Genomic DNA, 12,605 nt, shown 5'->3' on the forward strand with positions numbered 1-12,605 from the left:
CAGCCTAGAACGCGGCTCCGCCGATCCGCCTCAGGCCTGGCAGCGCGGGCACCAGTACAGCTTGCGGGCGCCGATCTCCTCGAGGGCGATCTCCGTGCCGCACACGCGACACGGCAGACCCGCGCGGTGATACACCCAGTGCCGGTCGTCCCGACTCGCCATCGCGGCCCGGTACTCGTCGGGCGAGAGATCGTCCATCGTCATCATCTGACCCGTCTCGACGCCGATGGCCAGGAGCCGCACCCAGTCCCTCCAGAGCTCCCGCACGGTCTCCTCGGGAACGTCGCGGCCCGGGGTGTGCGGGTTCAGCCGCTGGCGGAACAGCATCTCGGCGCGGTACACGTTCCCGATCCCGCTGACGACGGCCTGGTCCATCAACAGGAGCGCGATGGCCGTCGGCTTCTTCCGCACGGCGCGCACGAACCGCTCCTCGTTCTCCACCGGGTCCCCGACGAGGGGGTCGGGACCGAGCTTCGCGATGGTGGCAAGCACCTCTTCCGGCGTCTGCAGGACGCACGCCGTGGGCCCGCGCAGATCGGCCGCCGTGATGTCGGTCATCAGGCGCAGCCGCACCTGGCCCACAACAGGCGGAGGCCACTCGGTGCCCTCGTCCGCGAGCCCCTTCGTCTGCTCCGACATCCGCACGTGCACGCGCGTCCGGCGCGGGGCGCCGATCGAGGACAGGGAGTTCTCCCCCGCGTCGTCGAGGATCGGCTCGTCGAGCACGGTGCCGCGCTGGTTGGTCTGGCCCATGCGACCGTTCGCCGAGGCGATGGTCGGGTCGACGATGATCTCCCCGGCGAAGTCCCAGGCCCCGTAGAGACCGAGGTGGACCCGGAGCCACACATCGCCCTCCGCTTCGAGGAACATCTGCTTGCCGACCGCGTGAACGCTCATCGCCGTGCGGCCGTCGAGGACGGCGGCCCCTTCGGCGAACCGCCCCTGCGGGCTCGAGGCCTGGAGCGGCTTGCCGACGAAGTTGCGGTCGAACTGCCGCGCGATGCGGTGGACGGAATGCCCCTCGGGCATCTCAGCCCCGCGGATCCGGGAGCAGCGACCCGTCGCGCTCGAAGTCGGCGATCTGGCCGATGCGGCGCACGTGGCGCTCGTCGCCCGAGAACGGCGTGGCGAGGAAGCGGTCGATGAACGACGTGACCTCCTCGTACTCGTGCTGGCGCGCACCGATGGAGATCACGTTCGCGTCGTTGTGCTGGCGAGCCAGTTCCGCGGTCGCGATGTTCCACACCAGCGCCGCACGGATGCCGCGGACCTTGTTGGCCGCGATCTGCTCGCCGTTGCCCGAGCCGCCGAAGATGACGCCCGCCGCCTCGACACCCGCCTCCTGATCGGCGACGACCGCCTGTGCCGCGCGGATGCAGAAGGCCGGGTAGTCGTCGACGGCGTCGTACTCGACCGGCCCGTGGTCGACCACCTCGTGACCGGCATCGCGGAGATGCGACTGCAGCCGCGTCGAGAAGTCCAGACCGGCGTGATCGGTGGCGATGTGGATGCGCATGGGTCCCATCTTATTGACGACGGCGCGTGGGCGTCGGGTCGGTCAGGGGGCGACTCCGGCGGCCGCGGGCTTGAACCCGGCCCGCACGTTCTCGCAGCAACCGGGACGGCAGACGTCGAATCCGCCGGGCAGGTCGGTGACGTGCCGACGATCAGCGCGGGGCCGGCCCTCCAGGCGCTCCTGGATGAGGTCGATGATCCCGTCGATGAAGGCCGGGGCGACGCCGGGGGTGGGCGTGCGCACGAAGGCGAGACCGGCCTCCTCGGCCGCTTCCGCCGCCTCGGTATCGAGATCCCAGAGGACCTCCATGTGGTCGCTCATGAAGCCGACCGGCACGACCGCCACGGCCCGGCGTCCGCGCGCCGGCAGCTCGCCGATGACGTCGCACACGTCGGGGTCGAGCCAGGGCTGGGAGGGGGGACCCGAGCGCGACTGGTAGACGAGCTCCCATTCGACGCCGGCGGCCGCGGGAAGCGTCTGCAGCACGCGGTCCATGACCCAGGCCGCCACCGCCTCGTGCTGCGCGGCGTACGCGCCTCCCGGGCCCCAGTCGATGTCGCGGGCGCCCGAACGCAGGGCGTCGTCCGTGGGGATGCTGTGCGTCGAGAAGAGGATCTGGATGTCGGAGGCCGCGATGCCCTGGTCGAGGAAGCCGGCGATGGCCGAGCGCACCCCGGACTCGAAGGCCTCGACGAAGCCGGGGTGATCGTAGAACGGCCGGATCTTGTCGATGGTCACGGTCTCGCCGAGACGGGTGTCCTGCAGCACGCGGGCGAAGTCCTCGCGGTACTGGCGGCAGCTCGAGAAGGAGCTGTAGGCGCTGGTCGCGAACGCCAGGAGCGTGGTGCGCCCGTCGGCGGCGGCCTGCTCGACCGCGTCCTCGAGGTAGGGCGTCCAGTTGCGATTGCCCCAGTAGACCGGGAGGTCGATGCCGCGTTCGGCCAGGGCGGCCTCGAGGGCCGCCTTCAGCTCGCGGTTCTGGGCGTTGATGGGGCTCACGCCGCCGAAATGGCGGTAGTGATGCGCCACCTCCTCCAGGCGCTCGTCCGGGATGCCGCGTCCGCGCGTGACGTTGCGCAGGAACGGGATGACGTCCTCCTGCCCCTCCGGGCCGCCGAAACCGGCGAGGAGGATGCCGTCGTATGCGACCGGCGTCGTGATGAAGGGCTCGCCGGTCGACGCAGCGGCAGAGGCGTAGGGGACGACATTCGGTTCGATCGCTGTCACCCTTCCATCCTTTCATCCCTTCGGAGCACTCCGGGCCGCGCCCTGGCGTAGGCTGTCAGGGTTGCCGTCGGCGCCAACTGCGCCGGCCCCCCGGCGACGTCCCCTCACCCCTGGGAGTACTGCTGTGCCTGGAGAGAACCTCACCCGTATCGAAGCGCAGGAACGCCGCGACGTCATCGGCACCGAGTCCTACGAAGTCGCGCTCGATCTGACCAAGGGCGCCGAGGTCTTCGGCTCCCGGAGCGTCGTGCGCTTCACCGCGACCCCGGAGAGCTTCACGTTCATCGACCTGATCGCGCGGGACGTGCGCGAGATCTCGCTCAACGGAGAGCAGCTCGATCCGGACGAGGTGTTCGCGGATTCCCGCATCGCCCTCACCGGCCTGCAGGCCGAGAACGTGCTCGTGGTCGACGCGGACTGCCTCTACACCAACACCGGCGAGGGCCTGCACCGCTTCGTCGACCCCGTCGACGGCGAGGTCTACCTCTACTCCCAGTTCGAGGTGCCCGACTCCCGCCGCGTCTTCGCCGTGTTCGAGCAGCCCGACCTCAAGGCGACGTTCCAGTTCACGGTCACCGCTCCGGCGGCCTGGAAGGTCGTGTCCAACTCGCCGACGCCCGAGCCCATCGTCCACGACGACGACGTGACCGCCACGTGGGGCTTCGAGCCCACGCCGCGCATCTCGAGCTACATCACCGCGCTCGTCGCCGGACCGTACGAGTCCACCTTCTCCGAGCTCACGAGCGCCTCGGGTCGCGTCATCCCGCTCGGCGTCTACGGTCGCAAGAGCCTCTGGCAGCACCTCGACGCCGACTACATCTTCGACAAGACCCGCGAGGGCTTCGCCTACTTCGAATCGAAGTTCGGCGTGCCGTACCCGTTCGCCAAGTACGACCAGCTCTTCGTCCCCGAGTTCAACGCGGGGGCGATGGAGAACGCGGGCGCGGTGACGTTCACCGAGACCTACGTCTTCCGCAGCAAGGTGACGGATGCCGTCAAGGAGCGCCGCGTCGTCACCATCCTCCATGAGCTCGCCCACATGTGGTTCGGCGACCTCGTGACGATGAAGTGGTGGAACGACCTCTGGCTGAACGAGTCGTTCGCCGAGTGGGCGTCGACCATCGCCACGGCAGAGGCCACCGAGTGGACCGAGGCGTGGACGACCTTCAACGCCATGGAGAAGACCTGGGCGTACCGTCAGGATCAGCTGCCCTCGACCCATCCCATCGTCGCCGAGATCAACGACCTCGAAGACGTCCAGGTGAACTTCGACGGGATCACGTACGCCAAGGGCGGCTCCGTCCTGAAGCAGCTCGCCGCCTGGGTCGGCATCGAGCCCTTCTTCGCGGGTGTCTCGCAGTACTTCCAGAAGCACTCCTGGGGCAACACCGAGCTCAGCGACCTGCTCACCGAGCTCGAGGCGACGAGCGGTCGCGACCTCGGCACCTGGTCGAAGAAGTGGCTGGAGACCGCGGGCGTGAACACGCTCGAGCCCGTGATCGCGGAGGACTCGCAGGGTGCCATCTCGCGGTTCGCGGTGACCCAGACCGCTCCGGCGGACTACCCCACCATCCGTCCCCACCGTCTCGGCATCGGCTTCTACACCCTGACCGACGGTGCGCTCACCCGATCGCACTACGTCGAGGTGGACGTCGACGGGGACCGCACCGAGGTCCCCGAGCTGCAGGGCCTGGACCGCCCCGACCTGGTGCTCCTCAACGACAACGACCTCGCCTACGCGAAGATCCGGCTCGACGAGCGGTCCCTGGCCACGGCCATCGCGCACCTCGCCGACATCCACGACCCGCTCGCGCGCTCCCTCGTGTGGGGCGCGGCGTGGGATCAGACCCGCGACGCCGAGAGCGCGGCATCCGACTACATCGACCTCGTCCTGGGCAACATCGGACGCGAGACGGAGTCGACCACCGTCCGCACCACCCTCGCCCAGCTGCGCACGGCCGCTACCCTGTACGTCGCGCCCGCCGAGCGGGACGCCGCGCGCCTCAAGATCGCCGACGCCCTGTGGGCGCTGGCAGAGGCGGCCGAGCCGGGCAGCGACAGCCAGCTGCAGTTCGTCACGGCATTCGCGAACTCGCTGGTGACCCCGGAGCACGCGGGCGTCATCGGGCGCCTGCGCGCCGGCGAGGAGACGCTCCCCGGCCTCGAGATCGACGCGGACCTGAGCTGGCAGCTGCTGGTGGGGCTGGCGTCGGTCGGGGCCACGGATGCCGCCACCATCGACGCGGCCCTCGCGGCCGACAACACCGCGAAGGGCGGCGAGTTCGCCGCACAGGCTCGGGCCGCACTGCCGGACTCCGCCTCGAAGCGGGCGGCGTGGGAGTCCCTGATCGACCGCGACGACGCCCCCAACACGATCGTGCGCTCGGCGGCGCTCGGCTTCGTGCACCCGGCCGGCGCGGAGTCCCTGCGCGAGTTCGTGCCGGAGTACTTCCGGATGCTCGTGCCGATCTGGGAATCGCGCACCTACCAGATCGCGCAGTACCTGGTGACGGGCCTGTTCCCGACCGCCCTGGCGGATGTCGCACTGCGCGACGCGACGCGCGCCTGGCTCGCCGAGAACCACGACGCGGCCCCCGCGCTGCGCCGCCTGGTGCTCGAGAATCTGGCGGACGTGGAGCGCGCTTTGGCCGCGCAGTCCCGCGACGCCGACGACTGACGCCCGACGCTCCGAGGGCCCCGCCGACCGCCTGCGGTTCGCCGGGGCCCTCGTCGTGTCCAGCCGAGGCAGAAGGCGGCTCGGTAGAATCGACGGTGATGATTCCGTCCGAGACCACGCCTCCCCCGACCGACACCGATCTCCCCACGATGTGGACCGACGTGCTCGCCGTCCTCACGGACATCGGCGGGAAGGCGCTCGCCGTCGCGATCATCATCGCCAGCTGCTTCCTGATCGCGCTGGTGCTCCGCGTGGTGATCCGGCGGGTCGTCCACCGGATCGTCGACAGCGCGAAGAGCAAGGCCGCAGTGGACGACACGCAGGCCATCGAGCGCTCGCCCCTCGCCGACATGCGTCTGGTCCAGCGCACCCGCACCCTGGGCACGATCCTCCAGAACATCGTGAACGTCATGCTCGTGGTGATCGCCATCGTGCTCATCGTGAACGCCATCGACAACGCCCTGCTGGGATCGCTCACCCTCCTCACCGCGGCGGTCGGCGCCGGGCTCGGTTTCGGCGCCCAGAACATCGTCAAGGACGTGCTCAACGGGATCTTCCTCGTCGCCGAAGACCAGATCGGCATCGGCGACGTCGTCGACCTCGGTCTCGCCAGCGGCGTCGTCGAGTACGTCAGCGTGCGCATCACGCAGGTCCGCGACGTGAACGGCGCGCTCTGGTACGTGCGCAACGGCGAGGTGACCCGTATCGGAAACATGTCGCAGGGCTGGGCGCGCGCCATCATCGACCTCGGGGTGCCGCCCGACGCCGACCTGGAGCAGGTGGAGCACACCCTGCTGGAGACGGCGGTCGCGCTGGCGAAGGACCCCAAATGGCGCACCCGCATCATCGAGAAGCCCGAGCTCTGGGGCCTGGAGTCGATCGACGGCGAGGCGCTCGTCGTGCGCGTCGTCATCAAGACCCGTGCGAACGCGAAGGACGACGTCGCGCAGGAGCTCCGGAAGAGGCTCCGCGCCGCCCTCGCCGAGAAGGAGGTCGCCATCCCGCGGATGCAGACGATCACCCCGACGGGCCTCGATGGTGCGCGACGCGTGCGCGGGGCAAATCCGCCGCGCACCCGGCCCAACGCGGTCACCGGCGTCCCGGCGCCCGAGCGCGGCTTCTGGCGCCGGAAGAAGTCGACCGAGGACGGGGGCGCCCAGGCATGAGTTTCTACGACGAGGTCGGCGGTCGCGAGACCTTCGCGAAGATCGTGTCGGTGTTCTACCGGGAGGTCGCGCTCGACCCGGTCCTGCAGCCGATGTACCCGGAGGAGGACCTCGGTCCCGCCGAGGAGCGGCTCCTGCTCTTCCTCGAGCAGTACTGGGGCGGACCCTCGACGTACGGGGAGACCCGGGGCCACCCGCGTCTGCGCATGCGTCACATGCCCTTCCACATCGATCCGGATGCCCGCGATCGTTGGTTGCGCCACATGCGCACCGCGGTTGACGAGGCGCAGTTGTCCCCTCTCCACGAATCCACGCTCTGGGACTACCTCGAGCGCGCGGCGTATGCCATGGTGAACACATTCGAGCCGTCGGGCATCGGCGCTCCCGCCGCAGGCCGCCCGACGCTCGAGGCCCGAACCCGTCAGGAATCAACGGAGACCCCATGACGACCACGCCCCTGTCCGCAGATGTCCTGGTGATCGGATGGGGGTTGTCGGGTCTCGTCGCGGCGACCGAGGCCGTCGACGCCGGTCGACGAGTGATCCTCATCGATCAGGAGCCGCGCACGAACCTCGGCGGTCAGGCCTGGTGGTCGTTCGGCGGTCTCTTCTTCATCGACTCCCCCGAGCAGCGGCGCTTCGGCATCCGCGATTCGATTGAGCTCGCGACGCAGGACTGGTTCGGCTCGGCCGCGTTCGACCGTCCGGAGGACGCCTGGCCGCGGCGCTGGGCGGAGGCGTACCTGCACTTCGCAGCCGGCGAGAAGCGGTCGTGGCTGCGTCAGCTGGGCGTCGGCTTCTTCCCCGTGGTGGGGTGGGCGGAGCGCGGCGGCTACGGCGCGATGGGTCCCGGCAACTCGGTGCCGAGGTTCCACATCACCTGGGGAACCGGACCGGGGATCGTGGCGCCCTTCGCGGCGCGCGTGGAGGAGGCCGAACGGGACGGCCGCCTGACGATCCTCCCCCGGCATCGGGTATCGGAGCTCCTCACCGCCGAGGGCGCGGTGGTGGGCGCCCGCGGTGACGTCCTGGCGTCCGCCGGCGAGGAGCGGGGTGCACCCTCGTCGCGCGACGTGGTCGGCGGCTTCGAGATCGCCGCTGCCGCCACCGTCGTCGCGGCGGGCGGCATCGGCGGCAATCACGACCTCGTGCGTGCGGCCTGGCCCGAGCGGCTGGGGACGCCGCCGCGTCACATGCTCACGGGCGTCCCCGCGTATGTCGACGGCTCCATGCAGCGCGTCTCGACCGAGGCGGGGGCTCACCTGATCAACGGCGACCGCATGTGGCACTACGTCGAGGGCATCACCAACTGGGACCCGGTGTGGCCGTCACACGGCATCCGCATCCTGCCCGGGCCGTCCTCCCTGTGGCTCGACGCCACCGGGGCGCGCCTCCCGGTCCCGCTGTTCCCCGGATTCGACACGTTGGGGACGCTGGCGCACCTGCGCGCCACGGGACACGACCACTCGTGGTTCGTCACCTCCCGCCAGATCGTCGAGAAGGAGTTCGCCCTCTCCGGAAGCGAGCAGAACCCCGATCTGACAGGAAAGGACGTCGGGCTCCTCGTCCGGTCCCGACTGGCGAAGGGACCGACCGGCCCGGTGCAGGCCTTCCTGGACGAGGGCGAGGACTTCATCGTCGAAGACGACCTGGAGTCGCTCCTCGAGCAGATGCAGCGCCAGCCCGGCGGCGACCTGCTCGACGTCGACGCGGTCCGCCGGGAGGTCGTCGCGCGGGACCGGGAGATCGACAACGACTTCACCAAGGACGCCCAGATCGGGATGCTGCGCTCCATGCGCGCCTACCGCGGCGACAAGCTGATCCGCACCGCGGTCCCGCATCGCCTGCAGGATCCCTCCGCCGGCCCTCTGATCGCCGTGAAGCTGCATGTGCTGACGCGCAAGTCGCTGGGCGGGATCAACACCGACCTCGACGGCCGTGCGCTCGACGCCGAGGGCGCCGCGATCCCCGGGCTCTTCGCCGCAGGAGAGGCGAGCGGCTTCGGCGGAGGCGGCATGCACGGCTACCGGGCGCTCGAGGGCACGTTCCTGGGTGGATGCCTGTTCTCGGGGCGGCAGGCGGGCAGGGCCGCTGCCCGCTGAGCACCGATCAGGCGAGGGCGTCGGGAAGGCCGGTTCCCCGCACCGCGGTGAGTCCCGAGGCGACCGGACCCCGTGCGAGCACGTGACCTCGACGGAAGGCCAGTCGCGTCCACCGACCGGAGCGTGTGACGGGGACGTCCTCCTCGCCGGAGATGAAACCGAGCGCATCGGCGGCGAAGGCCACGCCGCGCGGGAGGTGCGAGAGGTCGGCATCCGGTTCGCCCCAGATCGCGGCTCTGAGCGCCCGCACGGCTTCCTCCCCCGCCCCCGGCGTCGCGCCGCGTGCGACGGCGGAGATCCCCCACTGCGCGCGCTGCGCGATGACGGATGCCGGGATCGTCGTCAGGTGCTCCCACCCGCGGCGCGGCGGGGCGATGCCCGCCCAGGCGGGTGACAGGCCGGTGTCCGGGAGTGTCAGGCGCCGCGGGTCGTCGGCGGCCCTGAGTTCGGCGACGACGATGTCGCATTCGAGCTCGGGATCGGCGTGCACGATGCGCATGGCGAGCACCGTCGGGGTCTGATCGAAGAGACCGTGCGGGGCGAGGGCCGCCGTCGTCAGGGCGAGGACGCCGCCCGCGGCCTGCAGGCGCACCCCTTCGTCGGTGATCCGGGATGCCCGTCCGACGAAGGTGAGGACGTCTTTGGACGTCTCGGGATCGGCGAGCAGGAGGTGGTGCGACACGGGTTCTAAACTACCAAGGGAGCGGCGTTCGGGCCGCGGAGAGGGAGCCATGAGCCCGGAGAACCACGCGCGACGCACCGTCGAGCAGCTGCTCGCGATCCTCGATCTCGACTCGACACAGGCCCGCACGACCGAGGACATCTTCACCGGCTCCTCGCACCCCATGCCCACCGGACGCATCTACGGAGGCCAGGTGCTCGCACAGAGCCTCATCGCCGCGGAGCGCACCCTCCCCGAGAACCGCCCGGTGCATTCGATGCACGGCTACTTCCTGCGTCCCGGCGACGCATCCCAGGGGATCACGATCGCCGTCGATCGCATCCACGACGGCCGCTCCTTCTCGACCCGTCGCTCACAGGCCTACCAGAACGGGGTCCCGATCTTCTCGATGATCGCCTCCTTCCAGGACGAGGACCCCGGCGTGGAGCACGCGGCGTCCATGCCCGACGGCATCCCCGACCCCGAGGACCTGGCCCCCGACGAGGACCGCGTCGAGGGACTGCCCCCGGGCACCGCGCGGATGCTGAGCGAGCGCGCCGCGGACATCCGACACATCGGGCACCCGCTCTACCTCCCGAGTGACGACGAGCGCGCACCGCGCCAGGGCGTCTGGATGCGGATGCGGGCGGCGCTCCCCGACGACCCGCGGCTGCACCGCGCCGCTCTCGCCTATCTGAGCGACATGACGATCCAGGAGTCCATCCTTCGGGCGCACGGCGTGTACTGGGCGCTTCCCGGCCTGAAGGTCGCGAGCCTCGATCACGCGATGTGGTGGCATCGGCCCGCGCGGGTCGACGAGTGGCTGCTGTACCTGCAGGAGTCGCCCAACGCGCGCGGCGGCCGCGGGCTCGCCTCCGGACGCATCTTCACGCGCGCGGGGGATCTGGTCGCCAGCGTCGCCCAGGAGATCATGATCCGCGTTCCCGGATCGCCCGCCTGACGCCTCCCGCCTCACCGTGCGGGTCGGCGGGACTCAGCGGTGCGCGTACTCGATGGACGGCCCGACGTAGGACTCCCACGCGTCGCGCATCTCCGTGGTGAGCCGCGTCGGGCGCCCCGTGCCGGCGTCCACCAGGACGATCACCGCGGTCGAGCGGGCGTAGAGCGTCCGCGGCTCGGCGGTGGGGTCGTTGTGCACCTCGTAGCACACCTCGACGCTCGAGCCGCCGAGCTTCCCGAACCACATCTGCACCTCGAGCGGCCGCCGCTGATACGGCACCGGCGCCAGGTACTCGATCTCCTGGCGCGCGATCAGCGTCAGCACGCCCTCCTCGATCCCCGAGTCGAGGACGGCCGTGGGTGGCGCCTCCTCCCCCGGGCCCGCCCGCCAGAAGGCACGGACGCGCGCCTCTTCGAGCAGCTTGAGCATCGAGGTGTTGTTGACGTGGTTGAACGCGTCGAGGTCACCCCACCGCAGATGGATCGGGATGTGCAGACGTCGTCCGTCATCCCGCGTCAAGTCCGACATCCAGGCCTCAGTCGCGCGTGAGCTTGCGGTGCGTGGAGCGGTGGGGCTTCGCCGCGTCCGGTCCGAGGCGGTCGATCTTGTTCTCCTCGTACGCCTCGAAGTTGCCCTCGAACCAGTACCACTGGTCGGGCTTCTCGTCGGTGCCCTCGTACGCGAGGATGTGGGTCGCGATGCGGTCGAGGAACCACCGGTCGTGGGTGATGACCACCGCGCAGCCGGGGAACTCGAGCAGGGCGTTCTCGAGCGAGCTCAGGGTCTCGACGTCGAGGTCGTTCGTCGGCTCGTCGAGGAGCAGCAGGTTGCCGCCCTCCTTGAGGGTCAGCGCGAGGTTCAGGCGGTTGCGCTCACCACCGGAGAGGACGCCCGCCTTCTTCTGCTGGTCCGGACCCTTGAACCCGAACTTCGACACGTAGGCGCGCGACGGGATCTCGGTCTTCCCGACGGTGATGAAGTCGAGGCCGTCGGAGACGACCTCCCACAGCGTCTTGTCGGGGTCGATGCTCGCGCGGGACTGGTCGACGTAGCTGATCTTGACGGTCTCGCCGATCTTGAGGTCGCCGCCGTCGAGGGGCTCGAGGCCGACGATCGTCTTGAACAGGGTCGTCTTTCCGACGCCGTTGGGCCCGATCACGCCGACGATGCCGTTCGGCGGCAGGCTGAAGCTCAGCCCGTCGATGAGGGAGCGACCGTCGAAGCCCTTCTTGAGGTTCTTGGCCTCGATCACGACGCTGCCGAGCCGGGGTCCGGCGGGGATCTGGATCTCCTCGAAATCGAGCTTCCGAGTCCGCTCCGCCTCCGCCGCCATCTCCTCGTAGCGCGCGAGACGCGCCTTCGACTTGGTCTGGCGGCCCTTGGCGCTGGACCGGACCCACTCCAGCTCCTCCTTGAGGCGCTTCGCGAGCTTGGCGTCCTTCTTGCCCTGGATCTCGAGGCGCTCGCCCTTCTTCTCCAGATACGTCGAGTAGTTGCCCTCGTAGCCGATCAGGCGGCCACGGTCGACCTCGGCGATCCACTCGGCGACGTGGTCGAGGAAGTACCGGTCGTGGGTGATGGCGATGACGGCGCCCTTGTAGGCCTGCAGGTGCTGCTCCAGCCAGAGCACGCTCTCGGCGTCGAGATGGTTGGTGGGCTCGTCGAGGAGCAGCAGGTCGGGCTTCTGGAGCAGGAGCTTCGCGAGCGCGACACGACGCTTCTCACCTCCGGACAGGGGGGCAATCGCGGCATCGGCCGGCGGCGTCCGGAGGGCGTCCATGGCCTGCTCGAGCTGCGAGTCGAGATCCCAGCCGTCGGCCGCGTCGATCTCTTCCTGGAGCGTGCCCATCTCGGCGAGGAGGGCGTCGAAGTCGGCGTCCGGGTCGGCCATCAGGGCGGAGATCTCGTTGAAGCGGTCGACCTTCGCCTTGATCGCGATGCCGTCCTGGATGTTCTCGAGCACCGTCTTGGACTCGTCGAGCTCCGGCTCCTGCATGAGGATGCCGACGCTGAAGCCCGGCGAGAGCTTCGCCTCGCCGTTGGACGGCGTGTCCAGCCCGGCCATGATCTTGAGGATCGTCGACTTGCCCGCGCCGTTGGGTCCGACCATGCCGATCTTGGCGCCGGGGAGGAACGCCATCGTGACGTCGTCGAGGATGAGCTTCTCACCCACCGCCTTGCGCGCACGGACCATCGAGTAGATGTACTCAGCCACCGGGAATCGCTCCTTCTGTCGGCGTCGAAGATCGACACCCCAGCCTACCGGCTGACCGAGCGGCTCCCGCCCGCGGACGAC

11 protein-coding genes are annotated in these 12,605 nt (G+C 70.0%); 5 read left to right on the forward strand and 6 right to left on the reverse strand.

The window, feature by feature from the left end; translation table 11 throughout:
* Nucleotides 1-30: 30 nt before the first annotated feature.
* From AB3M82_RS01155 to AB3M82_RS01165, 3 genes are read right to left on the reverse strand one after another with little or no spacing between them, the layout of a single operon-like run.
* Nucleotides 31-1,029 (reverse strand): Fpg/Nei family DNA glycosylase, encoded by a 999-nt coding sequence (locus AB3M82_RS01155; RefSeq protein ID WP_412955028.1) that lies wholly within the window; start codon nt 1,027-1,029, stop codon nt 31-33.
* Nucleotide 1,030: 1 nt separating this feature from the next.
* On the reverse strand, nt 1,031-1,516 hold the full coding sequence (locus AB3M82_RS01160) for a ribose-5-phosphate isomerase (RefSeq protein WP_412955029.1): 486 nt from the start codon (nt 1,514-1,516) through the stop codon (nt 1,031-1,033).
* 42 nt (nt 1,517-1,558) lie between these two features.
* Nucleotides 1,559-2,743: a ferrochelatase gene (locus AB3M82_RS01165; protein WP_412955031.1), complete on the reverse strand. Its 1,185-nt coding sequence runs from the start codon at nt 2,741-2,743 to the stop codon at nt 1,559-1,561.
* Between the two features lie 124 nt (nt 2,744-2,867).
* On the opposite strand from AB3M82_RS01165, the gene pepN reads away from it, so the two are divergent.
* The 4 genes from pepN (at nt 2,868) to AB3M82_RS01185 (ending at nt 8,687) form a co-directional block, all read left to right on the forward strand.
* Complete coding sequence (gene pepN, locus AB3M82_RS01170; protein ID WP_412955033.1) at nt 2,868-5,420, forward strand: aminopeptidase N; 2,553 nt, start codon at nt 2,868-2,870, stop codon at nt 5,418-5,420.
* A 98-nt stretch (nt 5,421-5,518) separates the two neighbouring features.
* Nucleotides 5,519-6,586 carry a mechanosensitive ion channel family protein gene (locus AB3M82_RS01175; RefSeq protein ID WP_412955036.1) on the forward strand — a complete coding sequence of 356 codons (1,068 nt, stop codon included), beginning with the start codon at nt 5,519-5,521 and terminating at the stop codon, nt 6,584-6,586.
* Entirely contained in the window at nt 6,583-7,032 is a 450-nt protein-coding gene (locus AB3M82_RS01180; RefSeq protein WP_412955038.1) for a globin, read from the forward strand. Before AB3M82_RS01175 ends, AB3M82_RS01180 begins: the two co-directional genes overlap by 4 nt.
* Nucleotides 7,029-8,687, forward strand: a complete 1,659-nt coding sequence (locus AB3M82_RS01185) for an FAD-binding dehydrogenase (RefSeq protein WP_412955039.1) — start codon at nt 7,029-7,031, stop codon at nt 8,685-8,687. Before AB3M82_RS01180 ends, AB3M82_RS01185 begins: the two co-directional genes overlap by 4 nt.
* A gap of 7 nt (nt 8,688-8,694) precedes the next feature.
* Here AB3M82_RS01185 and AB3M82_RS01190 read toward each other — a convergent pair whose 3' ends face one another.
* Complete coding sequence (locus AB3M82_RS01190; RefSeq protein ID WP_412955041.1) at nt 8,695-9,369, reverse strand: DUF8185 domain-containing protein; 675 nt, start codon at nt 9,367-9,369, stop codon at nt 8,695-8,697.
* A gap of 49 nt (nt 9,370-9,418) precedes the next feature.
* On the opposite strand from AB3M82_RS01190, the gene AB3M82_RS01195 reads away from it, so the two are divergent.
* Nucleotides 9,419-10,309 carry an acyl-CoA thioesterase gene (locus AB3M82_RS01195; RefSeq protein WP_412955043.1) on the forward strand — a complete coding sequence of 297 codons (891 nt, stop codon included), beginning with the start codon at nt 9,419-9,421 and terminating at the stop codon, nt 10,307-10,309.
* A 33-nt stretch (nt 10,310-10,342) separates the two neighbouring features.
* On the opposite strand, the gene AB3M82_RS01200 is transcribed toward AB3M82_RS01195, so the two are convergent.
* Nucleotides 10,343-10,837 (reverse strand): acyl-CoA thioesterase, encoded by a 495-nt coding sequence (locus AB3M82_RS01200; protein ID WP_412955045.1) that lies wholly within the window; start codon nt 10,835-10,837, stop codon nt 10,343-10,345.
* Nucleotides 10,838-10,844: 7 nt separating this feature from the next.
* Nucleotides 10,845-12,524 carry an energy-dependent translational throttle protein EttA gene (gene ettA / locus AB3M82_RS01205; protein ID WP_412955047.1) on the reverse strand — a complete coding sequence of 560 codons (1,680 nt, stop codon included), beginning with the start codon at nt 12,522-12,524 and terminating at the stop codon, nt 10,845-10,847.
* Nucleotides 12,525-12,605 lie beyond the last annotated feature (81 nt).

It is taken from the genome of Microbacterium californiense (assembly GCF_047246625.1).
In the GTDB taxonomy this organism is placed as follows: Bacteria; Actinomycetota; Actinomycetes; order Actinomycetales; family Microbacteriaceae; genus Microbacterium.